The organism is Catenuloplanes atrovinosus (assembly GCF_031458235.1).
Classification (GTDB): Bacteria; Actinomycetota; Actinomycetes; order Mycobacteriales; family Micromonosporaceae; genus Catenuloplanes; species Catenuloplanes atrovinosus.
This window is the reverse complement of sequence record NZ_JAVDYB010000001.1, coordinates 3,934,187-3,959,677: the sequence shown is the minus strand read 5'-3', so window position 1 is coordinate 3,959,677 and position 25,491 is coordinate 3,934,187. Positions and strand designations below refer to the sequence as shown.

Sequence of the window (25,491 nt, the reverse complement as noted above, 5' to 3'; positions counted from 1 at the left end):
CTTCCTGGGTGTCGAATCCGGGGCCGCTGTTGCTCGTGCTGGACGGGAACAGTCTGATGCACCGGACGTACCATGCCGGGGCGGCGGACGCGGGGGAGCTCGACGCGTGGGCGTTGCGGGGCTTCGCGCGGTACGCGGCGCGGGCCGTGGCGCGGCTGCGGCCGGATGCGGTCGTGGTCGGGTTCGACTGCCCGGAGGAGTCGGCGCGGCGGGCGGACTATCCCGGCTACAAGGCCCATCGGCCGGACAAACCGGGCGAGCTGGTGGCGCAGCTCGCGGCGGCGCCGGGGCTGTTGCGCGCGGCGGGGCTGTGCACGGTGGTGCCCGGCGGCTACGAGGCCGATGACGTGCTGGCCAGCAGCGCGGCGCAGGCGCGCCGGGCGGGCTGGCGGTCGATCCTGATGACCAGCGACCGGGACGCGTTCGCGCTGATCGACGACGCCACCTCGGTGCTGCGAATCCGCAACGGGGGCTTCGACGAGGCGGTGCTGATCGACGCGGCGGGGCTGCACGAGCTGTGCGGCGTGCACCCGCACCAATACCTGGACTACGCGGCGCTGCGCGGCGACCCGTCGGACAACCTTCCGGGGGTACGCGGCTTCGGCGCGGCGATCTCGGCGCGGCTGCTCGCGTCGCTCGGCACGGTCGACGCGGCCTGGGCCGACCTGGACGCCGGCGGGCACGCGGTCCGGGCCGCGGTCGGTGAGCAGGCGGCGGAGCGGCTGGCCGCGCCCGACGCGCGGCAGGTGGTGGCGCGCAACCGCCGGCTGATGCGCATGCGCGCGGACCTGCCGATTCCGCACCTGGACGGCGCGCGGCTGCCGCTGGACACCGCCACGGTCCGGGCCGCGCTGGCCGTCTCCGGCGGGCCCACCCTCGGGCCGGCGCTCTGGGCGCTGACCGCCACCCGGAACACGCGCGTCACGGAGCCGCACCCGCCGGTCTTCCGCCGGCCGCAGCGCCACCGCCGCGAGCCCAGCCCGGGTCAGCTCGCCCTGTTCTGACGCCGATCGCCGCACCCGGGTGATAATGGATCGCCGTCGATCCGAGAGGGGTGTGGCATGGTCGTGCGGGCGTTGACCGCGATGCTGCTGGTGGTGTCCACGCTGGTGGCCACGGACACGGGGGCGCGGGCGTCCGCGCCGGAGGTGGACGGCTGGACGGCGCCGCTCAGCACGCGCGGGCGGTACGTCGTGGACGCGACCGGAGCACGGTTCAAGCTGAAATCGGGGAACTGGCACGGCGCCAGCGGCACCTGGACCGGCTCGGGCGACACGGCGGTGGACGCGAACCACCACGCGGGCGAGAACGCGCACCGCATCCCGATGGGGCTGGACCGGGCGCCGGTCGGCGAGATCGTGGCGAGCTTCGCGGAGCTGGGGCTGAACAGCGTACGGCTGCCGTTCTCGAACGAGATGATCCGGGACGCGCGGCCGGTGGCGGACGCGGACGTGGCCGCGAACCCGCAGTTGCGCGGGCGGACGCCGCTGCAGGTCTACGACGCGGTGGTGGCCGCGCTGACCGGCGCGGGACTGGCGGTCATCCTGAACAACCACACCAACACCACGCGCTGGTGCTGCGGCGTGGACGGCAACGAGCGGTGGAACTCGGCGCAGACCGCGGCCGCGTGGGAGCAGGACTGGGTGTTCATGGCCGCGCGCTACCGGGACAACCCGCGCGTGGTGGGCGCGGATCTCTACAACGAGGTGCGCCGGGACGTGTTCGACGATCCCAACTGGGGCCTCGGCGACGCGCACGACTGGTTCGCGGCGTCGCAGCGGGCGGGGGAGCGGATCCTCGCGGAGGCGAACCCGAACCTGCTGATCATCGTGGAGGGCATCAACTGGTACGGGCTGCCGGTCGACGGCTTCGACCACGGGCGGCCGACGCTGACGCCGGTGGGCCGGCTGTCGCACACGCTCACGGTCTCCGGCAAGCTGGTCTACTCCGCGCACTTCTACGACTACACCGGCTCGCGGCACAGCGGCGCGACCGGCGTCGGCGAGACCAGCGACCCGCGGTACCGGGACCTCAGCCGCGAGGAGCTGTTCGCCACGCTGTACCGGGAGGCGTTCTACGTGGCGGCGGAGTCCGGCCGGCACTTCACCGCCCCGGTGTGGATCAGCGAGTTCGGCGTCGGCGGCAGTCCCGGCACCGGCGCGGCGCAGCGGGCCTGGTTCGGCAACTTCGTGGACTACCTGATCCAGGCGGACGCGGACTTCGCGTACTGGCCGCTGGTCGGCTGGGGCGAGGCCAAGGCGACCAACGGGTGGGCGCTGATCCACTGGGACCGCGCCGGCGTGCGGAGCACGGTCCGCGACGGCGGTGACTGGCGCGCCGCCGACTGGGACCGGCTGGTCGCCGCGCCCGGCCGCACCGGCCCGGTCGCGCCGGTCGCGCGCTGGTCGATGCTCAGCCCGGACCACGGCGACTTCGTGCGGTCGGCACGGATGCGGGCGGCCGGCGACTGGGACGGCGGCGCGCGTAAGGCCGCCTGCCCGGACGGCCAGCGCCTGATCGGGCTGAGCCACAGCGGCAACCGCGGCCTGTGCACGGACGTCTCCGGCATCGGTACGACCGCCGCCTACCAGGTCGTCACGGACGAGCGGCACGTCACCCCGGACTGGGCGAGCGGCTACACGAAGTTCCAGTGCCCGGCCGGGCACGTGATGACCGGGTACGCGGTGCGCGGCGCGGTCGTGTCCAGCGCGCTCTGCACGGCCGTGACGGGCGCGCTGGGTGCCGGCGGGCGCACGGTCTGGTTCGACCGCGGCGACAACCGGCCGGCCGGTGAGCCGGGCGGCGAGTTCGCGTACCAGCGCTCCAAGGGCCAGTGCGCCGACGGTGAGTACGCGGGCGGTGTCGCGTTCACCCGGCGGATCGGCTCCTCCGGCGGCCCGGCCGCGCTGTTCTGCCGCCCGCTGCGGTGACGACGGCGCGGCGAACCCGGCATCACGTCGGTTTTGTCTATTTTGTCCCTCGTGATGTTGAGATTCGCACTGGTCACGGCGCTGGCCGCCGCGGGCCTGATCGCCACGGCCCCGACCGCCTCGGCGCACGCGCCGGCGCCGGCGCCGCCGGTGGACGTGGTGGCCGAGCCCGGGGTGTCGTCGATCCGGGTGAGCTGGCGGAGTCCCGCGGTGGACACCGGGCTGTCGCACTACGTCGCCTACGCGGAGCCGGGCGGCGCCAGCTGCGCGACGCTCGATTGGCGCACGTTCGGCTGCGTGCTCGGCGCCCGCGCGGGCGTCTCGTACCGGATCAGCGTGCGTTCCAACGGGACGAGCGCGCCCGCCTACGCGCCGGGCCGGAGCACCCCGGGCTCGCCGAGCGCGCCGGCGTCCGTACCGGCGGATGCTTTTGATCTTCAGACGAGGCGGGCCGGGGCGCGCGTCGAGGTCCGGGGCGCCGGGTTCCTGCCGCGCTCGTCCGTGGCGCTGGCCGGGTATCGCGCGGACGGCACCGGACCGGCCACGCTGGCGATGCCGGCCGCGGACACGGACGGCGGCCTGACCGCCGTGGTGGTGCCCCCGGACGGCGTGGTCACGCTGCTCGCGCGCGGCGCCGGACCGGACGGCGAGCCCCGCACGCTGGTCGCCACCGCGGTCCGCGGCGGTGGCCTGCCGGTCACCGGCCTCCGCGTGACCGGGCCGGCCGCGCTCGGGTTCGCGATGATCGTGCTGGGCGCGTTCCTGCTGGTACTGACGCGCATCCGGCGGCCGTAGTTCGGCGGACCGGACGTTCCCGTGATCCGCACGAAGGCACCAGGACGCGGTGTCGCGCTTGCCGGTCACCCTCCCGCGACTTTCGGCCCGGTGATCCGGCCGATCGGCTGGTTGTCCCGCGTTCGCCGCCCGCCCGGCCGGCGACCGGGCTTGGCTACCGGGAGGAGTCATCACGACAGGGGGACGAGATGAGAGGCAAGACCACATCGGCGGGGATCGCGGCCGGGGTGCTGGCGGCGACGATGGGCGCGACCGTCGCGCAGGCCGGCCCGCTGCCCACGCCGACCGCGACGATCACCACGCCGGCCGGGCCGCTGACCAGGCAGTCGCTGCACGGCGATCCGGTGGCGATCGCGTTCGCGGGCAAGGGCGTGGACGGCAAGAAGGCCGTGCCGGGCACCCGGTTCCGGTGGACCGCGCACGGCAGGGGCGGCGTCCGGAAGGTGCTCTGCTCCGGCAGCGCGGTCCCGCACGGCGGCCCGATCAAGGACAAGATCGCCATCTACCGCGACTGCGCGTCGTTCACCGCCTGGCTCGGCATGCTGCCCGGCGACATCACGTCGACCACCTGGACGGTACGCCTGGAGGTCTTCGGCGGCTCCGGCCCGGCCGGCGTCGACACCGTACCGGTGAAGCTGGTCTACGTCGCGCTGTGACCGCGCCCGGCCGCGGCGGCCGATCGGGAAGACGACAGACCTCGATGGACATCGACCTCTACAGTGGGCGCGGCGGTCCATGATGGCGCACGCCACACCGCCGCACGGGGGTGATGGACATGCGCGTCTTCCGCCGTATCGCCGCGATGGCGACGATACTTCCCTTGCTCGTCGTCGCCGCGGATCCGGCCGCCGCGGCCACCCGCCACCGCGGTGACTGGCCGACCTGGCAGGGCGACACGCGCGGCTCGCGGCACAACGCGGACGAGCGGCGCATCAACCCGGCGACCGCGGGACGCCTCACGCTGAAGTGGGCGTTCGCGTACCCGGAGACCGAGACGCCGGTCAAGAGCCAGCCCGCGGTGGTGGACGGCGTGATCTACTTCGGCGGTCCGGACGGGCGGTTCTACGCGCGCGACGCGAAGACCGGCGCCACCCGCTGGACGTTCACGCTGACCTCGGTGGACCCGGAGGCCGGCGACGCGGTCGTGCTGGACGGGCCCGCGGTCGCGGCCGGCAAGGTCTTCTTCGGCGACAGCCGCGGGTACGTGTACGCGCTGGACCAGCGGACCGGCCGCGTGGTGTGGGCCCGGGACACCGAGCCGCACCCGATGGGCTGGCACACCAGCTCGCCGCTCTACTACGACGGGAAGATCTACATCGGCGCGTCCAGCGCGGAGAACACGGGCGGCGAGGACTACCCGTGCTGCACGTTCCGTGGTCACCTGGACGCGATCGACGCGCGCACCGGCGAACTGGCCTGGCGGTACTGGACCGTGCCGGAGCCGCGGCAGGTGGGCACCTGGCCGAGCGGGGCCGCGCGGTTCGAGCCGTCCGGCGCGGGCGTCTGGAGCTCCCCGGTGATCGACCCGGCGACCGGCACGCTCTACGTCGGCACCGGGCAGAACTACACGGGCAGCGAGGGCGACTTCGACTCGCTGCTGGCACTGGACGCGCGCAGCGGCGCGGTGCGGTGGAAGCAGCAGGTCACCGACTCGGACACGTGGCGGAGCCTGTGCAACGAGCCGGACGCGGAAGGGTACTGCCCGGGACTGAAGGACGGCAGCGCGCTCGACTACGACATCGGCGCGACGCCGAACATCATCCGCCTTCCCGGCCGTACGCTGGTCGGGGTCGGCCAGAAGAGCGGCGTCTACCACGCGTTCGACGCGCGGACCGGCGCGGTCGAGTGGCGGCGGCAGCTCTCCGTGCCGTGGCCCAGCGGCGGCATCTCCGGCATCCAGTGGGGGAGCAGCTTCGACGGTCACCGGCTGTACGTGGCGACGTACTTCGCGGACCCGGGCACACTGTTCGCGCTGAGCCCGGCGACCGGGCAGGTGCTGTGGGAGACGCCGAGCCCCGCGGACGGCTGCACCACCGGCGGCGCCGCCGCGTTCCCGCCCGGCATCTGCGCACCGGCCCACACGCCGGCCGTCACCAGCACCCCCGGCCTGGTCTACGAGGGCAGCAACGACGGCAAGATGCGCATCTACTCGGCCGCCACCGGCGCGATCCTGTGGGAGTTCGACACCATCCGCGAGTTCCAGGGCGTCAACGGCCTGACCGGCTTCGGCAGCGCCATCTCCGGCAACGGCGGCGCCGTGGTCGCCGACGGCATGCTGTACGTCCAGTCCGGATACGCCCCGGCCTACCCCAGCCCGTACGGCAACGTGCTGCTCGCGTTCGGTCTATAGCCGGCGGCGACGGCCGGCGGACGCGGCCACGGCGCCGGTGATGAGCAGGAGCAGGCCGGTGCCGACCAGCGGCAGCACGCCGTCGCCGGTGGTGGGCAGGTCCGGCCCGGAGTCCGTGGTGCCGACCGGCAGCGGTACGTGCTGCCGGTCGGCGCTGAGCACCGCGACCTGGGCGACGGCCGACGCCGCGCCGGTGCGCGGGTCCCGGCCGCCGCACTCGTAGGCGCCGTAGGGAAGGCTGGTCAGCGTGAAGCCGCCGGTCGGGCTCGCGTCGACGGTCATCAGGACGTCGTCGGCGGTGCGCATGACGTCGTCCAGGCCGGCCCAGCGGCAGGTGACGTTCGCGCCGGCGATCGGGGCGCCGGTCGCGTTGTCGTAGATGACACCGTCGAACGCGCCGCGGCCGATGCCGGCGAACTCGGCGGTCGCGGTGGCGGCGTCGCCGGTGCGCACGGTGACGGACCAGTCGTCGTCGCCGTCGCTGTCGGAGCTGTAGGAGAAGCCGTCGGCGCTGACGGCCGCGGTCACCCGGTAATCGCCGGGCGGCAGGCCGGCGAAGCGATAACCGCCGTCGGCGGCGGTGGTGGCGGTGCGGGACGGGACCGCGGTGGCGGCGGCCAGGGCGGCGCCGTCGCCGGTGACCCGGCTGATGCGCACCTGGACGCCGGGCAGCGGCCACTCGCCGGGGTCCCGGTCGCCGTCCTGGTTCCGGTCGAACCAGACCACGCCGAGCACCGCGCTGCCGGCGGTGGGAGCCACGGTCGGCGACGCGGTGGGGGACACGGTCGGCGAGGCGGTGGGGGACACGGACGGCGAGGCGGACACCGAAGGCGTGGCCGATGCCGACGGGGTCACCGACGGCGACGGCGAAACCGACGGCGACGGCGCGATCGACGGCGACGGCGAGATCGACGGCGAAACCGGCGCCGACGGTGAGACCGATGGCGCCGGTGACGCCACGGTGAGCTGCACGGACACCGCCTGCTGCCCGGTCACCGCCGCTGCGCTCCCGGGCGGGTCCGCCGTCGCGGTCCCGGTCGCGTTCCACGTCCCCGCGGTCCGGTCCGCCGGCGTGACCGCGTGCTGACCGGTGCACGCCGTGCCCGCCCCCGGGGCCAGCGTGACCGCCGCGCAGGCCAGCGCGATCGCGCCCGGGCTCAGCACGACGCCGAGGTGCCGCAGCGTGACGTTGCCGGTGTTGGTCACCGTGTACGTGATCCCGATCAGGTCGCCCGGTTGCGGGACCGCGGCCGCCGTCACCCCGAGCCGCGCCGCGTGCGTCAGCGTCACCGTCGCCGGTGCACCGTCGGTGACGTCGCCGCCGGTGTCCGGCGTCGCGGTCACGGCCAGGCCGGCCGTGGCCGTGCCCGCGTCGATCTGGTTCTGGGTGAGCGTCCGGGCGGCCGTGCACTCCATGCCGGCGCCGACCGCGAGCGTGGCGCCCGGGCAGGCGACCGACCCGCCGTCGGCGGCGACCGCGCCGATCGCCCGCAGGCTCTGGCCGCCGCTGTTGGTCACCGTCCACCGCCAGGTCACCGCGTCCCCGTCCCGCGGCTCGGCCGCCACGGTCACCGGGCTCGCGCTGACGGTCACCTTGGCCGGCGGCGCCTGCCCGCCCACGGTGAGCAGCGCGGTGGCGGTGACGGTGCGCTTCGAGACCGGGTCGGTGACGCGGTAGTCGAACGTGTCCGGCCCCTGGTATCCGGGCACCGGCGTGTAGGTGAACCCGGCACCGCCCCCGTCGACGTCGCCGTGCTCCGGACCGGTGAGCGGGATCAGGGCGCATCCGGGGCAGTTCCCGGACGGCACCGGCGTGACGGTCCCGGCCTGGCCCGCGGGCACGGCGACGGGGACGGCCGCGGGTGCGACGAGGATTCGTACCGTGCTGGTGACGGTGTGCCCGCCGGTCCCGGCGGTGTAGCCGAACGACGCCACCCCGGCGAAGCCGGCCGGCGGCTGCCAGCTCACCGTGCCGCCCTGGACGGAGGCGGTGCCGAAGGTCGCCGCCGTGACCGCGGTGACCGCGCACCCGGGGCAGTAGTCGTTGGCCAGCACGTCCAGGCCGGCGACCGGGGCACCGGCCGCGGCCGTGGCGGAGTCGGGCCGGGCGTCGTTGACGTCCACGGTGACCGTCGCGGTGGCGGTCAGGCCGGTGACCGGGTCGGTCGCGGTGTAGCCGACGGTCGCGGTGCCGGTCCAGCCCGGGTTCGGCGTGACGGTGACCGTCCCGCCGGCGACCGACGCGCTGACCTGCCCGGCCGTCACGGTCGCCTGCACGGTGCAGGACGTGCACGCGTCGTTGTCCAGCACCGGGACGTCGACCGGCACACCGATCCGGGTGTACGCCTCGTCGTCCCGGCCGGACGGCGCCACGGTGACGGTGACGACCGCCGTCGCGTACGCGCCGGTGCCCGGATCGGTCGCCGTGTAGCGGAAGGTGTCCACCCCGCTGAACCCGGGCGCCGCCAGGTAGACCGCGCGCCCGCGCACGTCCACGGTCGCCGTCCCGGAGCGCGGATCGCCGGTGATCGTCACCGCGCATCCGGCGCACACGTCGTTGCCGAGCACGTCCGCGACGGCCGGTGCCGCGGCGACCGTGGCCACGGCGTCGTCCGCGACCGCGGGTGCCGCCACGACGCGGACCGTGATCGTTCCGGCCGCCGTCGATCCGGACTCGTCCGTGACGCCGTACGGGAACGTGACCGTTCCCGCCCCGGCCGGCGTGTACGTGACGACGCCGCCGGACACGCTCGCCGTTCCGCTGCCGGGCTGCCCGGTGCCGGTCAGCGCGCACCCCGCGCACACGTCGTTGACCAGCGGTAATACCTCGATCGGCGTGCCGGCGACGGTGGTGACGGTGTCGGCCACGGCCTGCGGGGTCACGGTCACGACCAGGGTCGCGCCGGTGGTGACCCCGCCCTGGCCGACCGTGTACGGGATCGTGACCCGCCCGGTGAACCCGGCGGCCGGGGTGTAGACCACCGCCCCGTTGCTGATCGCCGCCGTGCCCGACGGCGGCTGCCCGACCGCGGTGAGCACGCAGGCGCAGGGGTCGTTGGCGCGCACGTCGACGGTGACCGCCTGGCCGGGTGCGGTGGTGGCGGTGTCGTCGGCCGCGCCGCCCACGGTCAGCCGGATGGTGCCGTCCGCGGCCACCGCGCCGGACACGGAACTGGTGACCCGGTAGGTGGCGGTGAACGCGCCGATGGTGCCGCCCGGCGTGTACGAGTAGGTGCCGTCCGGATTGAAGGTCAGCGCGCCCGAGGACGGCCCGGTCAGCAACTGCCGGGTGCAGGTGGCCGGGCAGGCGTCGTTGGCCGACGCGTCGCCGGTGACGGTGGCGCCGAGCAGCACCGAGGCGGTGTCGTCCTCGGCGCGCGGCCCGACCGTGACGGTCACGGTCCCGGTGGTGCGCAGCCCGCTGACCGGGTCCCGCACCTCGTAGGTGTAGGAGTCCGTGCCCGCGTACCCGGACGCGGGCCGGTAGGTCGACGCCCCGGTGGACGCGTCGACCGTGACGGTGCCGTGCGCGGGCGCGGTGCCGGGGGCGTAGGCGCATCGCCCGCACGAGCCGCCGGCGGGCAGCGCGCCGGTGACCGCGGTGCCGTAGGCCGTCTGCCGGGCCACCGCCGGCGGCCCGACCAGGATCGTGACCGGGGTGGTGACGCCGCCGCTGTTGCCGGTGACCCCGTAGGCGAACACGTCCAGCCCCCACACGCCGGCGTGCGGCGTGTACGAGACGACGCTGCCGCCGCCGGTCGGGTAGACGACCGCGCCCAGCGCCGGCGCCGTGCCCGCCTGGGGCCGGCACGCGTTGCCGCACCCGGGATCGTTGGCCTGGAGCGGCAGCGGGTTGATCGCGGTCTGGTACGCGGTGGCGGCGAAGTCCGGCGCGAGGTCCGCCACGTTGATCGTGACCTGCCCGTCCGCCGTGCGCCCCGCCGCGTCCGTGGCCCGGTAGGTGAACGTGACCGTCCCGCTGGTGCTGCCGGCCGGCACGTAGCTGAACGTGCCGTTCCCGGACATGGTCAGCGTGCCGCTGCCCGGCCCGCTGACCGGCGTCGTGCTCACCGTGCAGCCGGTGCACGCGTCGTTGGCCAGCACGCCGGTGGACGCGGTCAGCGTGGTGCTCCGCCCGGTGCTGTAGAGGTCGGCGGCGGCCACCGGCGTGACGTTCACGGTGACGGTGCCCGATCCGGTGCTGTAGCCGTCGGTGGCCGTGTAGCCGAACGACACGGTGCCGGACGCGCCCGCGGCCGGGTTGTAGGTGACCGAGCCGTCGGCACCGAGCACCGCCGCGCCGCCGCCCGGCGCGCCGAGCGCGGTGATCCGCAGCGGCAGCCCGGACGGCGCGGTCACCCCGGCCACCGGGTCCACGGTCACCGGGTTGCCGGCCGCGGTGGAGACGGTCACGGACGGCACGCTCAGGCCGGCGGCGCTGACCACGGTGACGGCGGCGGTGGCCGGTGCCGAGGCGGTCACGTCGGCGCTGCGGTCCAGGACCACCTCGCCGAAGTGGGCCACGGCCGCGTTGGTCCGGGTGCCGGCGGTCGCGCCGAGCCGCACCTGGTAGGAGAGCCGGAGGCTGCCCCCGGCCGGGACCGCGATCGGCCCCTGCACGACCATGGTGCGCCCGGTGACGGCCGGGTCCGCGACGGTTCGGCCGCCGATCCGCATCGTGCCGGTCTGGTAGGCCGAGTCGTCCGGCAGCGTGTCGGACACCCAGTCGACGAGCCCGGCGGTGCTCGCCGCGTTGGTCAGGGTCAGCGTGTACGTGACCAGCCCGCCGCCGGCCGGCAGCAGGTCCGGGCCGGCCTCCTTGCCGACGGTGATCGGCGCGGTCACGTCGACCGGCGGGAGCGCGCCCAGCGCCGTACCCCCGATGTCGGTGTGTTTGACCTGGGTGCCGCTGGCGATGTACTGGATCGGCTTCAGCGGCGCGGCGACGGCGCTCGGCCCGATCGCCCGGAACACGTAGCGGGCCGTGTACGGCCGGGCCGGCCCGCTGGCGCCGGTCAGGTACAGCCGGTCGGTGTAGGTGAGCGGCGGCGCCGTGCCGTCCGGCGAGATCGTCAGCTCGGTGCGCTCCAGCCGCCACGCCCCGGCCGGGAAGTTGCCGAGCGCGTTCGGCGTGTAGGACAGCACCCCGGGGTCGTTCGGCGGCCCGGCGCCCAGCGTGCCGGTGTCGCCCTGCACGGTCACGGTGACCACGTCGCCGAGCTTCGCCGACCCCGACGGCACGGACGCGGAGACGCTCTGCACCTTGTTCGCCAGCGCCTTGATCGTGTCCACCACGTCCGTGTAGGTGAACGGCCGCGTGCACAGCGCGGTCCCGGACGCGGGCGTGCCGTCGAACAGGGTCACGGTGTGCGACTGCGGGATCGTGGTGGTGCCGGTCGCGGTCAGCAGCAGGTACCGGGCCGCGCTGCCGCCGCTGGACAGGGCCGGGAGCGCGGCCGCCGCCGGCTGTCCCGGCGCCAGGCCGAGCACGCCGCCGGTGAACCCGCCCACCTGCAGCCACAGCCGCCCACGGGCCGACGCACCGGCCTCCACCCGGTAGCCGGCGAACCCGGACAGCAGCATCGCGGTGGCGGCGGAGTCGACGTAGAAGTGCGGATCGTGCAGCGCGACGACCGCGGGCGTCCCGCCGTCCCCACAGCGCGGCAGCACGACCGCCGCCGCCGGTGGCGGCGCGACCGCGACCCCGGCCAGCAGCACCAGCACGACGGCCGGCAGGACACCTACGGTACGACGCGCGGCGCTGCGCGGCATGTGCGACCACCCCGGAAGACGGCGACGGCTCTGTCGACGCCCCGATCGGTCACGCCCGCCCCGACCTGAGGAGAAGCGCCCGCGCCGCCTCAGAAGCCGTGCGTGGTCTGGCTGACCGCCTCGGTCCTGGTGCCGCCGGGCGTGCCGCTCGCCGAGCTGGTGATGCCGCAGTTCGCGCCGTGCTTCGTCGCCGGCATGACGATCCACCTGATCCGCCGTTCCGGCCCGAGCGTCCCGCTCTGGGCGCTGCTCGCCGGGTCCTGGCTCGTAAGCCTGTTCCGGGTGCGGGAGCGGGTGCTGTTCGCCAACCCGGGCTTCCCGGTGCCGGTCCGGCCCGCACTTTTGATCATCACGCTGGCGTACGGCGTGCTGCTGGCCGTCGCGCTCGGCGCCACCGACCGGTGGAACTGGCGCCCGCTGGCCGTCGCCGGTGCGGTGTCGTACCCGTTCTACCTGCTGCATCCGCGGGTCGGCTTCACCATGATGCGGTACGCGCACGAGCGCGTCGGCCTGCCCGCGCCCGTGCTGCTGGTGGCCGCCGTCGCGGCGCTGCTGGCGCTGGCCTGGCTGGTCCACCGCCTGGTGGAGCGCCCGCTGACGCCCGCGCTGCGCCGCCTGATCGCGGCCGGGCCGCGGGACGCCGTGGTCAGGCGCCCGCCACGGCAGCCTGCTCCGCGTTCCACATCGAGATGACCACGCCGAGCACGAACACCTGGATCGGCGGCGGCAGGCCGGGCAGGTCCGCGACCACGCCGGTGCGCCAGAAGCCGGTGCGCCGGATCGAGCCCCGGTGGCCGACGTCGTCGTGCAGCTCCTGGTCGCCGCTCCAGAACGAGGCGCGGCGGAAGTGGTACGTCCGGCCGTCCGCCTCGACGGTCCACCGCTTCCGCCCGACCCGGCTGGCCGACGCGATGGTGCGCCCGCCGTCGTCGGTCATCGTGTACGAGCGCCCCATCACGGAGCTGCGCACCCGGTACGACCGCCCGTCCAGTGCGAAGTCGCCGCCCTGCCGCCAGAACGAGCCGCTCCAGGTGGTGATCTCCCTGCCGTCCGCGCCGATCTCGTACCTGTCGCGCCACATGCTCGCTCTCCGTGCCGTCAGCATGCCCCGATGTTAACGGCGGCGCGCACGCCCCGTTCAGAGCCAGTCGTGCTCGCGCGCGTACCGGGCGGCCTCGTGGCGGGTCTGGGTCTGGGTCTTCTGCATGGCGTTGGAGAGGTAGTTGCGGACCGTGCCGGGCGCGAGGTGCAGCCGGGCCGCGATGTCCGCCACGGAGTAGCCCTCGCCGGTCACCCGCAGCACGTCCAGCTCGCGGTCCGTCAGCGGGCAGTCGTCGATCACCGCGAGCGCGGACACGTCCGGGTCGATCCAGCGCCGGCCGGCGTGCAGCGTGGCGATCACCGAGGTGATGTGCGCGGGTTCGGCGGACTTGCTGACGAACCCCTGCACACCCAGCTTCAGCGCCTTGCGCAGCACGCCGGGGCGCGCGTGCCGGGTCAGCATCAGGATCACCTGCCCGGGCCGGGCACGGCGGATCTCCGCGACCGCGCCGAGCCCGTCGGTGCCGGGCATCTCCAGGTCGATGACGAGCACGTCCGGCCGGTGGCGCAGCGTCTCGCGCACCGCCTCGTCACCGTCCGCGGCCTCGGCCAGGACGGTGATGTCGCCCTCCATCGGCAGCAGCGCGGCCATCGCCTTGCGCAGCAGCGCCTCGTCGTCGGCCAGCACCACGGTCGTCATCGCGTCCCCTCCCAGCCGGCGGCCGTGATGAACCGGCCGTCGCGCCGCTCCGCGGTCAGCTCGCCGCCGTCATCCACCACCCGCTGCCGCAGCGCGGAGAGCCCGCGCAGCTCCGGCGGCGCGTCGTCGCGCACGCCGTCGTTGACGATGGTGATGCCGGACCCGGTGAGCGTGATCCGTACCTCGGTGGCCTGCGCGTGGCGCAGGATGTTCGTCGTGGTCTCGCGCAGCACCTGCCCGAGCAGCACCCGCGCGCCGGTCTCGTCGCCCTCGCGGGTCACCTCGACCCGGATGCCGGCCGCCTCGAACAGGTTCTTCGCGTTCTCCAGCTCGGCCGTGAGGTTGAGCCGCCGCTGCGCGTACGCCAGCTCCTTGGTCTGCGTGATGGTGTCGCTGACCAGCGCGTGGATCTCGCGCAGTTCCTCCTCCGCGCGTGCCGGGTCGGTGCGGACCAGCCGCTGCGCCAGCGCGGTCTTCAACTTCACCACGTGCAGCGTGTGCCCCTGGATGTCGTGCAGGTCGCCGGCGAAGCGCACCCGCTCGCGCGCCACGGCCAGTTCCGCCTCCCGCTCGCGCGACTCCTCCAGCTCCTGCACCACGTCGTAGAAGCGCTTGTTCGGGAACATGAACCCGGCCACCACGGCGGTGACGCCGGTCGGCAGCATCACGTAGTCGACCAGCGCGCCCGGCAGCTCGCCGCCGAACAGCGCCAGGTGCAGCCCGCCCACGGCCGCGACGTAGCCGACCAGCGCGACCGCGGCCGCCCGCCGGTACCGCGGGACCCGGGGCACGATGTGCGCGCCCACGACGCACAGCCCGTAGTACGCGCTCGGCAGGTGCAGCCACAGCGCGCCGACCGGCCACACGACGACGGTGACGGCCAGGCACGGCAGCGCCACCCGGAACAGGTCGTGCGCGGCCCACCGCTCGAAGGTGATCACGGCCGCGGCCAGGCCGGTGCACATGACCAGCACGTCCAGCCAGGTGCGGGCGTCGAGCACGATCACCAGCGCCCCGGCGCCGACGATCGGCGGCAGGCCGGTGACGAGGTTGAGCACGCGCAACTGCCCCCGCGTCGCGGTCTTGCGGTCGAACGTGATGCCCATGGGTGGCGTCCCCGGATCCGGCGGCAGAGTCATCGCTCAGTATCGGCCGCGCCCGCGCGCCGGCGGCAGTGACGCCACGTCATGTCTCGACGGTGACGCGGGCACACTGCCGCGCGCCGCGCCGGGCCGGTGGAATCGACGGCATGGTCATCGACGTGCAGAACCTGAACCTCCGCTACGGCGACTTCCACGCGGTCCGGGACCTGTCGTTCCGGGTGCAGCGCGGCGAGCTCTACGCGCTGCTCGGCACGAACGGCGCCGGGAAGACCTCGACCCTGGAGATCGTCGAGGGCCACCGGACGCCGACCTCCGGCACGGTCACCGTCTTCGGCCACGACCCGCGTGACCGCCGCGCCGTACGCCCGCGGATGGGCATCATGCTCCAGGAGAGCGGCTTCTCGCCGGACCTGACCGTGCGCGAGTCGGTGGGGCTGATCGGCGGCCTGAGCCGCCGCGAGGACACGGTCGACCGCGTGCTCGCGGTCGCCGACCTGACGCGGAAGGCCGGCACCACGGTCGCCCAGCTCTCCGGCGGCGAGAAGCGGCGGCTCGACTTCGCCACCGCGATCTGGGGCGCGCCCGAGCTGATCTTCCTGGACGAGCCGACCACCGGCCTGGACATCCAGTCCCGGGACGCGCTCTGGAACGCGGTCGACCGGCTGCGCGAGGACGGCTCCACCATCGTGCTCACCACGCACTACCTGGAGGAGGCGCAGCAGCGCGCGGACCGGATCGGCCTGATGCACCGCGGCGCGTTCCACCGTGAGGGCACGGTCTCCGAGCTGACCGCCACGCTGCCGTCCGTCATCCGGGTGACGCTGCCGGCCGCGGTCCCGCCGCCGCTGCCGGCCACCGACGACGGCGACGGCCGCTGGACGGTACGCACCACCGACCTGCCCAGGGACCTCTACCAGCTGCTCGGCTGGGCGCACGACAACGCGATCGAACTGCGCGACCTCGAGGCCGGCCAGACCCGCCTCGACGACGTCTTCCGCGCCATCCACTGAAAGGCCGTCACCCCATGCTCGCCATCGCCCGCAGCGAACTCGCCCAGATCTTCCGCAACCGCCTGGTGCTGGTCACCAGCCTGGTCATGCCGGTCGCGGTCAGCGCGTTCTTCATCTATCGGCACGAGGTCTTCGCGTCCCTCGCCAGCCTCGGCTACATCGCCGCGATCGTGCTGTTCACCATCTGCGCGTTCGGCCTCTACGCCACCGCGGTCACCACGCTGGCCGGCCGCCGGCAGAACCTCTTCCTCAAGCGGTTGCGTTCCACCGCCGCCGGCGACGCCGGCATCCTCACCGGCCTGATCCTCCCGGTCACCGCGATCGCGCTGATCCAGATCGCCGCGATCCTCAGCGTGCTGGCCGTGGTGGCGGAGCCGCCCGCGCACCCCGCGCTGCTGGTCGCGGCCGTCGTCGCCACCGTGGTGATGATGACCGCGCTGGCGCTGGCCACCGCCGGCCTGACCAACTCGCCCGAGCACGCCCAGGTCACCACGCTGCCGGCCAGCCTCGGCGTGATCGCGGTGTGCAGCTGGGTCGGCATCTCCGGCACGGAGTCCCTCACGCTGCTCAAGCGTCTGCTCCCGGGCGGCGCCGCCACCGAACTCGTGCTCGACGCCTGGAACGGCGGCGTCCCGGTCACCGACTCGCTGATCCTGCTGGCCCCCACGCTGAGCTGGGTGGTCGTCGCGATCGCGCTCGCCTCCCGCCTGTTCCGCTGGGAGCCGCGCCGCTGAGCCTCGCCTCCGGGGGGTGGGACGGGGGTGGCCGCGTGACTCGCGGCCACCCCCGCCGCCCGGTCGGCCGCACGGGCCGCGGGTGACCGCTTCCGGCGGGTCCGTGGCCACCAGCCCGAACGCCGCCCCGGGTGCGCGGGACCTCCGCCGGGGCCCCTCGCCGCCGACGACGTGACCGGCCCCTGTGCGTTCCGCGGTGGTCCGGCGAGCCCGCGGTCAGGCGGAGGCGCGGAGTGCGGCGGCGAGCCACCGGAACGGGAAGCGCTCCGGTGCGCCGTTGACGGCCGTCACCAGGGACATGTAGCGCTCGTACGGTCCCTCGTCCGGGCTCGGCGGCTGGTCCAGTTCGTCGGCGAGTTCCATGTTGTCGGCGGCCGCGCGGCGCCACTGCGGGCCGTCGGGTTGCCGGGCGACCTCGGCCAGCCAGCCGGCCCACCGGGCGGCGATCTCGCGGGCCTCCGCCGAGTCCGGCGGCACGTTCGCCCGGGCCGCGTCCATCGCGGCCTGGCCGATCGGGGTGGCCGCCTCCATCGCGTCCAGCATCGGGTCCGAGCTCATCAGCGGGCCGGCTCCGGTGGTGCACAGGTCGAACAGCTGCTGCCGGACGGCCTGCCGGACCTCGCGGTCCCGCACCAGGTCGGCCAGCTCGATCCACGCCTCCAACTGCGCCGTGGTCGGCTGCTCGGGCAGCACCGGCCGTGCGGCCCGCCACCACTCCTTGAGCCGTTCCGGCACCTCCAGGCCGTCCGTTACCTCGGCCCAGAACTCGTCGATCAGCCGGTCGCGCTCCTCGTCCGACATGCCCGCCAGCTTGTGCATCAGCGTCACCCGCTCTCCCGTCGACCCCTGCCGGAGGATGGTCCGCAGCACCGCCCGCCGGGTGCGCAGCCGTCCCTCCTGTCGTTCCACCAGTTCCAGGTGGGTGGCGGCCAGGTCCCGCAGCGTCGCCTCGCCGGCCAGCACCCGCCGGATCTCGTCCAGCCCCGCGTCCAGCTCGCGCAGCGTCCGCACCAGCTCCAGCCGGGCGATGCCGGCCACGTCGTACAGCCGGTGCCCGGCCGCGCCGGTCGCGGCCGGCGCCACCACGCCCGCGTCCGCGTAGTACCGGATCGCGCTGACGCTCAGCCCGGTCCGGCGCGCCACGTCCCCGATCGGGTACAGCTCGTCCATCTCCACGCCGCCCACTATGCGACCTCGAGCCGCTTGAGCCGCAAGCGCCCACGCGAGTTTACCGACAGTGATCGATGTGACCGCTTGTTGCGCCGGTATTGCCGAGGATCTTGAGGGTTAAAGGCCTGGTAACTCGCCTCGGTAGCGCTCCCACGCCGCTGCGTGACTCCGTGACGCACGGTCGGGCAACTCTCAGGATCGCTTTTGAGCTGCACTGATGTCGCCATGCGCCATCGGCCTTTTTCCATAAGGGAGCTTTACTTTTGTCGATCCGGTGCTTAGGTTTGGCTTCGTCCGACAAAAGTCATGAGACTCGATGGCCTGGTCTGGCGGTGACTCTCCGCGACCAGCCTCGAGGTGTGCTGCCGTCCCGACACGAACGGAGACGCATGGACGACAACGTCGACAACGTTGAGAAGCGGACGGGCCGGCGGTGGGCCTTCTCGCGCCGGTCGCTCGTCGGCGTCGGCGCGCTGGGCCTGGCCGTGCCCACGCTCACCGCGGCGGTCACGTCGAACGGCGCACCGGCGCGCGCGGCCGGTGCGGTCCGGCGGATCACCGTGTACGCCGAGGCGCTCGGCGACAACCGGTACGGCTACGGCCTGGAGCGCGGCAAGGCCACGATCCCGGGGCCGATCCTGGAGATGTACGAGGGCGACACCCTGGAGATCACACTGGTCAACACGACCGACCAGCGGCTGTCGATCCACCCGCACGGCGTGGACTACAGCACCGACTCGGACGGCTCTCCGTTCAACGGCTCGTTCAACGGGCCGGGCGAGACCCGGACGTACACGTGGCGGTCGCACGAGATGACCGCGGCGGCCGGCCGGCGCTTCATGCCGGGCAGCGCCGGCTACTGGCACTACCACGACCACGCGATGGGCACCGAGCACGGCACCGCGGGCGTGCTGCGCGGGCTCTACGGCGCGCTGATCGTGCGCCGGCGCGGCGACATCCTGCCGGACCGGCAGTTCGTCGCGGTCCTGCACGACACCACGATCAACAACCTGATCGCGCCGCACACGCCGATCTTCGAGGCGAACCTGGGCGAGCGGGTGGAGTGGGTCGCGATCGGGCACGGCAACCTCTACCACACGTTCCACCTGCACGCGCACCGCTGGGTGGACAACCGCACCGGGATGCTGGAGGGGCCGAACGACCCGAGCCCCTCGATCGACAACAAGGACCTCGGGCCGGGCAGTTCGTTCGGCTTCCAGGTGCTGGCGGGGGAGGGCGGTGGCCCGGGCGCCTGGATGTACCACTGCCACGTGCAGAGCCACTCCGACACCGGCATGGCCGGCGTCTTCCTGGTGCGCAACGCGGACGGCAGCATGCCGCCCGGCGCGCAGGAGGCCATCGACCGTTTCAAGGGGCACATCCACAGCCAGTCTGATCATGGAGGGCACACCGGATGAAACGGAAGCTCACGGCGGCTCTGGCGGCCGTCGCCCTGCTCGTCGGGCCGGTGCCGCGGGCCGCGCAGGCGGCGCCCACGGCGGCGCCGCAGCAGGACCGGATTCTCGTCTTCCACGGCCCCGCGGCCCAGCAGGAGGACCCGGTCGTCCGGGCCACCCAGACGATCAAAGAGCTGGCCGGCGACGTGGAGGTCACGGAGAGCACCGACCCGGCCGTGTTCAGCGCGGCCGGGCTGGCCGCGTACCGCGCGGTGGTGTTCCTCTCCGCGACCGGCGCCGCGCTGAACGCCGACCAGGAGTCCGCGCTCCAGGCGTACATCCGGGCCGGCAACGGCTTCGTCGGCGTCGGTGACGCGGCCAAGGCGCAGCTCGACTCGACCTGGTTCACCGGGCTGATCGGCACCCGGCCGGCCGGCGCGGGCGCGGAGGCGGTGTCCACGGTCACGGCCAGCGGGGAGAACCCGCCGAGCGAGACCGCGGCCAAGCTCGCCGACGGCGACTCGGCCACCAAGTGGCTGGTCCGCGCGCAGACCGGCTGGGTCACGTACGAGCTGCCCGCGGCGAAGACCGTCCAGTCGTACGGGCTGACCTCCGCCAACGACTTCGAGGGCCGCGACCCGCGGGACTGGACGCTGCAGGGCTCGGCCGACGGGCAGACCTGGACCGACGTCGACCGCCGCGCCAACGAGGACTTCGCGGGCCGGTTCCTGCCGAAGCGGTACGACCTGGCCACGCCCGCCACGTACAGGTTCTGGCGCCTGAACGTCACGGCCAACAGCGGCGAGCCGCTCACCCAGCTCGCCGACTGGAAGCTGTTCTCCGGCACCGGCGTGTTCCCGCCGTCCCCGGCCGTGGCCGAGTCCGTCGTGGACATCCTGGACCGCGACCACCCGTCCACCCGGGACCTGCCGCTGACCGTGCGCCGCTCGGACCGCTGGTACAACTGGGAGCCGAACCCGCTGGGCACCGTGCACACGGTCGCGCAGGTCGAGGAGCGGCACTACAACCCGGGCGCGAACGCGAACGGCCCGTTCCACCCGATCTCCTGGTGCCGGGACTACTCCGGCGGCCGGTCGTTCTACACCGGCATGGGGCACACCGAGGGCAGCTACGGCGAGGACGCGTTCCGCAAGCACCTGCGCGGCGCGCTGGACTGGGCGTCCGGGCGGGTGCGCGGCGACTGCAAGGCCACCATCGCCGCCAACTACAAGATCGAGCGGCTGACCCCGCAGAACCAGCCCGGCCAGCTCGACCAGATCGGCGAGCCGCACGGCCTGACCGTGGCGCCGGACGGCACGATCTTCTACGTCGGCAAGGCGGCCTGCCCGAGCGGCCCGATCGTGGACTGGGCGAACCCGAACGTGGGCCTCGGCTGCGGCACGATCCACACGTACGACCCGAGGACCAAGGCCGTGAAGCTGGTGACCACGCTGCCGGTGATGGGCAACCGGGGCAGCGGCGACGAGCTGGTCAAGAACGAGGAGGGCCTGCTCGGCATCGTCACCGACCCGAAGTTCACCGAGAACGGCTGGGTCTACGTCTACTGGATGCCGCACGCGTCGATCGACCGGGAGAAGCGCACCGGTGAGCGCACGATCAGCCGGTTCACCTACGACCGTACCGCCGGGACGCTGGATCTGGCCTCGCGCAAGGATCTGCTGAAGTTCACCGTGCAGATCCACAGCTGCTGCCACGCGGGCGGCGGCATGGCGTTCGACGCGCAGGGCAACCTCTACATCGGATCGGGCGACAGCAACTCCTCCGGCGGGTCGAACGGCTACTCCGGCAACAACTGGACCCAGGAGTACGCGGGCATCTCGTTCCAGGACGCGCGCCGCACCTCCGGCAACACCAACGACCTGGCCGGCAAGATCATCCGCATCCACCCGGAGCCGGACGGCACGTACACGATCCCGCAGGGCAACCTGTTCCCGCCGGGCACGGAGAAGACCCGCCCGGAGATCTACGTGATGGGCGTGCGGAACATCTCGCGACTCCAGGTCGACGAGGAACGGCAGTGGCTGACCGCGGGCTGGGTCGGGCCGGACGCCTCGGCGCCGAGCCCGGAGCTGGGCCCGGCCAAGTACGAGACCGCCACCATCCTCACCTCGGCGGGCAACCAGGGCTGGCCGTACTGCATGGGCAACCGGCAGCCGTACCGGGATCGCAGCAACACCGACGCGACGCAGCTCACCGGCTGGTACGACTGCGACGACCTGAAGAACACCTCGCCGCGCAACACCGGTCTGGTGGACATCCCGCCGGCCCGGGACAACATGATCTGGTACTCGCCGGACGGCGGCGGCCCGGTCTTCCCGCTGCGCGAGAACGGCGTCCCGACGTACGTGGCGTCGCAGGCCACCTACACCCAGCCGTACCTCAAGGGCGGCGGGCAGGCGGTCATGTCCGGGCCGACCTACCACTACGACCGGGTCGACCAGAACAGCGGCGTGGCCTGGCCGAAGTACTGGGACGACAAGTGGCTGCTGGGCGACCAGTCGAACGGCGCCAACCGGGTCGCGGTGACCGTGGACCCGGCGGGCGTGCCGTCGCAGTCCCCGCCGCCGTTCGCGGAGACGCTGCGCGCGATCCTGCCGACCGGCGTCGGTGACAACCAGTTGTACTCCTGGATGGACGCGAAGTTCGGCCAGGACGGCGCGCTCTACCTGCTCGACTACGGCACCGGCTTCTTCAGCCTCAGCTCCGTGCAGAAGCTGATCAAGGTGTCGTACACCGGCGGGCCGGCCACCCCGGTCCCGGCCGCGGCCGGCGTCGCGGTGCAGAACAAGGCGCTGGCGTACGCGTTCGACGGCTCCCGCTCCGGTGGCGTCACCCACCGCTGGGACTTCGGCGACGGCACGTCCTCGACCGAGACCGACCCGCGGCACACGTACGCGAAGGCCGGCAGTTACCAGGTCAAGCACACGGTGACGTACGCGGACGGCGAGGTGGTCACCGTGCAGTCGACCGTGACCGTGGACTGCGCCGCACCGGACACCCGGGCGAACGTGGTCATCGGCGACACCGACACCGGCGTGCCGAACCGGAAGGCCACCGGCGCCTGCACGATCAACGATCTGATCGACGACGAGGGCGTCTGGCCGGACCACGACACGTTCGTCCGGGACGTCACCGCGGTCGCGGACCGGCTCGTCAAGGACGGCACCATCACCAGCCGGCAGGCGGGCGCGCTGACCCGCGCGGCGGCGTCCTCGCCGATCGGCCTGCCGGGCCGGACCGGGTACGAGCCGCTGTTCGACGGCACGGCGGAGTCGCTGGCCGGCTGGGTGATGGCCCCGTCGGGCGAGTTCACCATCCAGCCGGACGGCAACCTGCGCTCCTCCGGCGGCCTGGGCATGCTCTGGCACACCAAGGAGCTGGGCGACTTCTCGCTGCGGTTGCAGTTCCGCGACCTCGGCACCGGCGAGACGCGCGCGAACAGCGGCGTGTTCGCCCGGTTCCCGGACCCGCGGACGCCGGTCGCCCAGCGGCCGGAGTGCGGCCGGACCGGCTCGGCGGCGACCTCACAGGCCTGGGTGGCGATCTACTGCGGCCACGAGATCCAGATCTACGACGGTACGGCCGGGGAGCCGCAGAAGACCGGGTCGATCTACAACTTCGACCCGCGGCCGCTGGACAACGCCGGGGTCACGCCGAAGAACGTCTGGAACGACTACGAGGTGAAGGTGGTCGGCCAGCACTACACGATCATCCGCAACGGCGTGGTGATCAACGAGTTCGACAACACGCCGGGACAGCAGTCCTCGCGGGCCGGTGACCCACCGACCGACCTGCGGCAGTTCCTCACCGGACACATCGGCCTGCAGAACCACGGCAACGCCGACGTGATCGAGTTCCGCAACATCCGGGTGCGGTCGCTCTAACCGGACGCGGGGCCGGCCGCGTGCCGGCCCCGCGCTCACCCAGGAAGGTGCCATGTCCGTACGGAAGACGCTCCGGCGCGCCGGGGTGGCGCTGGCCGGCCTGCTGCTCGTGCTGGCCCCCAGCCTCGCCCCGCCCGCGTACGCCCTGCAAGCCGCGCAAACACTCACCTGGACCGCGGACGGCGACATCACCAGGTACAAGACCGCGCCCACGACCGCGGTGGCCGGCGAGACCACGATCGTGTTCGAGAACAGCGTCGCGACCGGCAACACCGTCGGGATGCCGCACACGCTCACGTTCGACACCAGCACGCCCGGCTACAACCACGACGTCGCGCTGAACATCCTGGCCAACCCGTTCGACGCCAACAACGGCCGGCACACCGCCACCGTCACGCTGACCCCCGGTACGTACCGCTACCTCTGCACCATCCCCGGGCACGGCACCATGGCCGGCGAGTTCACGGTCACGGACGGGCCGGGCGACCCGGACACCGCGCCGCCCACGGTCACCGGCACGCTCTCCGGCACCCGCGACGCGGACGGCGACTACGTCGGCTCGGCCACGGTGACGGTCACCGCCGCGGACACCGGCGGGTCGGGCGTCGGCACGATCGAGTACCAGGTCGACGACACCAGCTGGACCGCCTACACCGCGCCGGTGGCGGTGACCGCGCTCGGCGACCACTCGGTGCAGTTCCGCGCCACCGACCGGGCGGGCAACACCTCGGCGACCGGCTCGGTGCAGTTCACCGTGGTCGCGCCGGAGCCGGACGAGGACGTCACGCCGCCGGTCGCCACCGTCCAGCTCGCCGGGGAACGGGACGGCACCGGCACCTACACCGGCCCGGTCACCGCGACGCTGAGCGCGACCGACGACGACTCCGGCGTGGCGACGATCGAGTACCAGCTGGACGGCGGCGCGTGGACCGCGTACACCGCGCCGGTCGTGGTCTCGGCCGCCGGCATGCACATGCTGCACTACCGGGCCACCGACACCGCGGGCAACCGCTCCGCCGAGCAGATGTCGCACTTCACCATCGCCGAGCCGGAGCAGCCGGACACCACCGCGCCGGCCGTCACCGCGGCCGTCACCGGCACGCGGAACCCGGACGGCGGGTACGTCGGCGGCGCCACCGTCACGGTCACCGCCACCGACGGCGAGTCCGGCGTGGCCACCACCGAGTACCGGCTGGACGGCGGCGCGTGGACCACGTACACCGCGCCGGTCCGGGTCACCGCGCCCGGCGCGCACACCGTGGGCTTCCGCGCCACCGACAACGCCGGGAACGCCGCGACCGCGGGGACCGTGACGTTCACCGTGGTCGCCGACGGCACCGACGCCTGCCCCGACTCCGACCCGCGGGACACCGTGGTCATCGACGGTGACGACACCCGCGTCCCCAACCGCGACACCGGCGACGGCTGCACGGTCAGCGACCTGATCGCGGAGCGCGCCGCCTACCCGAACCACGCCGCGTTCGTCCGGCACGTCGAGGCCGTCACCAGCGGGCTCGTCACGGCCGGCACCCTGACCACCCGACAGGCCGGAACGATCGTGCGTGCTGCCGCGCGGTCCTCGATCGGCTCATAGACAGGAGTTGCGACGATGAGACGTACCGTCACCCTGGCCGCCGCCACCGCCGCGGCCGTCACCGCGGCCGTGCTCGGCGCCGCACCGAGCGCCAGCGCCGGCCTGGTCACCTACTGCATCGGCACCGGCGGCGCGGTCACCGTGCCGAACGACCTCTACGTGCCGCCGGGCGAGTCGTGCGCGCTCACCGGCACGATCATCACCGGCAACGTGAGCGTGGCCGCCGGCGCCAACCTGGTCGTCGACGGCGGCCGGGTGGACGGGCTGGTCGAGGTGGCGTCCGACGGCTACCTGGACGCCCGGAACAGCACGGTCCGCGGGGACGTCGTGGTCGCGGCCGGCGGCTACGGCGTCTACCTCCAGTCCTCGGACAGCGGCGCGATCACGGTACGGGCCAAGGGCTCGTCCACGATCGACACGTTCCTGTTCGCCGACGGCGCGACCATCGCCGGTACGGTCAGCGCGAACGCCGGCGACATCCGCCTCGGCGACGGCACCACGGTCACCGGTTCGGTCAACACCAACGGCACCTACTACACCGACGTGCACGACTCGTTCGTCGACGGCGGGCTCTCGGTGCTCAACAGCGCCACCGGCAGCGTGATCTGCGGCAGCGCGGTCGGCGGCCGCTCCACGTTCGCCGGCAACGTCGGCGGCGTCCAGGTCGGCCCGAACGGCACGCTGGACAGTTGCGCGTCCGGCGGCTACTTCGGCGCGGACGTCAGCATCACCAACACCACCGGCGGCGTCACCCTGGACGACAACATCATCAACGGCGCGCTGACCGTGCAGCGCAACAACCCGGCCGCCCAGGTCGCCACGAACAACCGCATCCGCGGCGGCGTCGTCGGCGACCCGGCACCGTCGGGGTCCCAGCGCCGCGCGGCCGCCGCCGGCGCCGACCGGGACGACCGCGCCCAGGACCGCGCCACCGCGCGGCACGACGCCGCGGTCGACGAGGCCGAGGCCGCCGGCCGGGCCCGGCTCTAG

General features: G+C 73.8%; 17 protein-coding genes. 12 read left to right on the top strand and 5 right to left on the bottom strand.

Going from position 1 to position 25,491, the window contains the following annotated elements:
• Positions 1–8: 8 nt before the first annotated feature.
• From J2S41_RS17775 to J2S41_RS17755, 5 genes are all read left to right on the top strand, one after another.
• Entirely contained in the window at positions 9–1,004 is a 996-nt protein-coding gene (locus J2S41_RS17775) for a 5'-3' exonuclease (RefSeq protein ID WP_310368996.1), read from the top strand.
• A gap of 57 nt (positions 1,005–1,061) precedes the next feature.
• Positions 1,062–2,930 carry a glycoside hydrolase family 5 protein gene (locus J2S41_RS17770; RefSeq protein WP_310368995.1) on the top strand — a complete coding sequence of 623 codons (1,869 nt, stop codon included), beginning with the start codon at positions 1,062–1,064 and terminating at the stop codon, positions 2,928–2,930.
• Between the two features lie 51 nt (positions 2,931–2,981).
• The gene (locus J2S41_RS17765) at positions 2,982–3,725 is read left to right on the top strand and encodes a hypothetical protein (protein ID WP_310368994.1); all 744 of its coding nucleotides are present in this window, start codon (positions 2,982–2,984) and stop codon (positions 3,723–3,725) included.
• A gap of 188 nt (positions 3,726–3,913) precedes the next feature.
• Positions 3,914–4,381, top strand: coding sequence for a hypothetical protein (locus tag J2S41_RS17760; protein ID WP_310368993.1), 468 nt, complete (start codon positions 3,914–3,916; stop codon positions 4,379–4,381).
• A gap of 119 nt (positions 4,382–4,500) precedes the next feature.
• The gene (locus J2S41_RS17755; protein ID WP_310368992.1) at positions 4,501–6,075 is read left to right on the top strand and encodes an outer membrane protein assembly factor BamB family protein; all 1,575 of its coding nucleotides are present in this window, start codon (positions 4,501–4,503) and stop codon (positions 6,073–6,075) included.
• Here the strand turns inward: J2S41_RS17755 and J2S41_RS17750 are convergent.
• Positions 6,070–11,847 carry an Ig-like domain-containing protein gene (locus J2S41_RS17750; protein ID WP_310368991.1) on the bottom strand — a complete coding sequence of 1,926 codons (5,778 nt, stop codon included), beginning with the start codon at positions 11,845–11,847 and terminating at the stop codon, positions 6,070–6,072. The genes J2S41_RS17755 and J2S41_RS17750 overlap by 6 nt on opposite strands.
• A gap of 102 nt (positions 11,848–11,949) precedes the next feature.
• Here J2S41_RS17750 and J2S41_RS17745 point away from each other — a divergent pair, with 102 nt between their 5' ends.
• A complete protein-coding gene (locus J2S41_RS17745; RefSeq protein ID WP_310368990.1) occupies positions 11,950–12,540 on the top strand; it encodes an acyltransferase in 591 nt (196 codons plus the stop codon).
• On the opposite strand, the gene J2S41_RS17740 is transcribed toward J2S41_RS17745, so the two are convergent.
• From J2S41_RS17740 to J2S41_RS17730, 3 genes are read right to left on the bottom strand one after another with little or no spacing between them, the layout of a single operon-like run.
• On the bottom strand, positions 12,494–12,928 hold the full coding sequence (locus J2S41_RS17740) for a hypothetical protein (RefSeq protein WP_310368989.1): 435 nt from the start codon (positions 12,926–12,928) through the stop codon (positions 12,494–12,496). The two genes, J2S41_RS17745 and J2S41_RS17740, sit on opposite strands and share 47 nt — an antisense overlap.
• 57 nt (positions 12,929–12,985) lie before the next feature.
• Entirely contained in the window at positions 12,986–13,588 is a 603-nt protein-coding gene (locus J2S41_RS17735; RefSeq protein WP_310368988.1) for a response regulator transcription factor, read from the bottom strand.
• A complete protein-coding gene (locus J2S41_RS17730) occupies positions 13,585–14,694 on the bottom strand; it encodes a sensor histidine kinase (protein ID WP_310368987.1) in 1,110 nt (369 codons plus the stop codon). The genes J2S41_RS17735 and J2S41_RS17730 overlap by 4 nt, the downstream gene beginning before the upstream one ends.
• 143 nt (positions 14,695–14,837) lie before the next feature.
• Here J2S41_RS17730 and J2S41_RS17725 point away from each other — a divergent pair, with 143 nt between their 5' ends.
• Positions 14,838–15,701: an ABC transporter ATP-binding protein gene (locus J2S41_RS17725; RefSeq protein ID WP_310368986.1), complete on the top strand. Its 864-nt coding sequence runs from the start codon at positions 14,838–14,840 to the stop codon at positions 15,699–15,701.
• A gap of 14 nt (positions 15,702–15,715) precedes the next feature.
• Entirely contained in the window at positions 15,716–16,435 is a 720-nt protein-coding gene (locus J2S41_RS17720) for an ABC transporter permease (protein WP_310368985.1), read from the top strand.
• A gap of 216 nt (positions 16,436–16,651) precedes the next feature.
• Here the strand turns inward: J2S41_RS17720 and J2S41_RS17715 are convergent, their stop codons facing one another.
• Positions 16,652–17,611, bottom strand: coding sequence for a MerR family transcriptional regulator (locus tag J2S41_RS17715; protein ID WP_310368984.1), 960 nt, complete (start codon positions 17,609–17,611; stop codon positions 16,652–16,654).
• A 383-nt stretch (positions 17,612–17,994) separates the two neighbouring features.
• On the opposite strand from J2S41_RS17715, the gene J2S41_RS17710 reads away from it, so the two are divergent.
• From J2S41_RS17710 to J2S41_RS17695, 4 genes are read left to right on the top strand one after another with little or no spacing between them, the layout of a single operon-like run.
• Positions 17,995–19,023, top strand: coding sequence for a multicopper oxidase domain-containing protein (locus J2S41_RS17710; protein ID WP_310368983.1), 1,029 nt, complete (start codon positions 17,995–17,997; stop codon positions 19,021–19,023).
• Complete coding sequence (locus tag J2S41_RS17705) at positions 19,020–22,907, top strand: ThuA domain-containing protein (protein WP_310368982.1); 3,888 nt, start codon at positions 19,020–19,022, stop codon at positions 22,905–22,907. The genes J2S41_RS17710 and J2S41_RS17705 overlap by 4 nt, the downstream gene beginning before the upstream one ends.
• Positions 22,908–22,959: 52 nt before the next feature.
• Positions 22,960–24,501, top strand: coding sequence for an OmpL47-type beta-barrel domain-containing protein (locus J2S41_RS17700; RefSeq protein ID WP_310368981.1), 1,542 nt, complete (start codon positions 22,960–22,962; stop codon positions 24,499–24,501).
• Between the two features lie 15 nt (positions 24,502–24,516).
• On the top strand, positions 24,517–25,491 hold the full coding sequence (locus tag J2S41_RS17695; RefSeq protein ID WP_310368980.1) for a hypothetical protein: 975 nt from the start codon (positions 24,517–24,519) through the stop codon (positions 25,489–25,491).

What these genes read in the sequence shown, in the direction of transcription:
- J2S41_RS17770 (WP_310368995.1), top strand. Translation starts at nt 1,062, where the DNA reads ATGGTCGTGCGGGCGTTGACCGCGATGCTGCTGGTGGTGTCCACGCTG.
- J2S41_RS17760 (WP_310368993.1), top strand. Translation starts at nt 3,914, where the DNA reads ATGAGAGGCAAGACCACATCGGCGGGGATCGCGGCCGGGGTGCTGGCG.
- J2S41_RS17755 (WP_310368992.1), top strand. Translation starts at nt 4,501, where the DNA reads ATGCGCGTCTTCCGCCGTATCGCCGCGATGGCGACGATACTTCCCTTG.
- J2S41_RS17750 (WP_310368991.1), bottom strand. Translation starts at nt 11,847, where the DNA reads ATGCCGCGCAGCGCCGCGCGTCGTACCGTAGGTGTCCTGCCGGCCGTC.
- J2S41_RS17740 (WP_310368989.1), bottom strand. Translation starts at nt 12,928, where the DNA reads ATGTGGCGCGACAGGTACGAGATCGGCGCGGACGGCAGGGAGATCACC.
- J2S41_RS17735 (WP_310368988.1), bottom strand. Translation starts at nt 13,588, where the DNA reads ATGACGACCGTGGTGCTGGCCGACGACGAGGCGCTGCTGCGCAAGGCG.
- J2S41_RS17730 (WP_310368987.1), bottom strand. Translation starts at nt 14,694, where the DNA reads ATGGGCATCACGTTCGACCGCAAGACCGCGACGCGGGGGCAGTTGCGC.
- J2S41_RS17725 (WP_310368986.1), top strand. Translation starts at nt 14,838, where the DNA reads ATGGTCATCGACGTGCAGAACCTGAACCTCCGCTACGGCGACTTCCAC.
- J2S41_RS17720 (WP_310368985.1), top strand. Translation starts at nt 15,716, where the DNA reads ATGCTCGCCATCGCCCGCAGCGAACTCGCCCAGATCTTCCGCAACCGC.
- J2S41_RS17710 (WP_310368983.1), top strand. Translation starts at nt 17,995, where the DNA reads ATGGACGACAACGTCGACAACGTTGAGAAGCGGACGGGCCGGCGGTGG.
- J2S41_RS17705 (WP_310368982.1), top strand. Translation starts at nt 19,020, where the DNA reads ATGAAACGGAAGCTCACGGCGGCTCTGGCGGCCGTCGCCCTGCTCGTC.
- J2S41_RS17700 (WP_310368981.1), top strand. Translation starts at nt 22,960, where the DNA reads ATGTCCGTACGGAAGACGCTCCGGCGCGCCGGGGTGGCGCTGGCCGGC.
- J2S41_RS17695 (WP_310368980.1), top strand. Translation starts at nt 24,517, where the DNA reads ATGAGACGTACCGTCACCCTGGCCGCCGCCACCGCCGCGGCCGTCACC.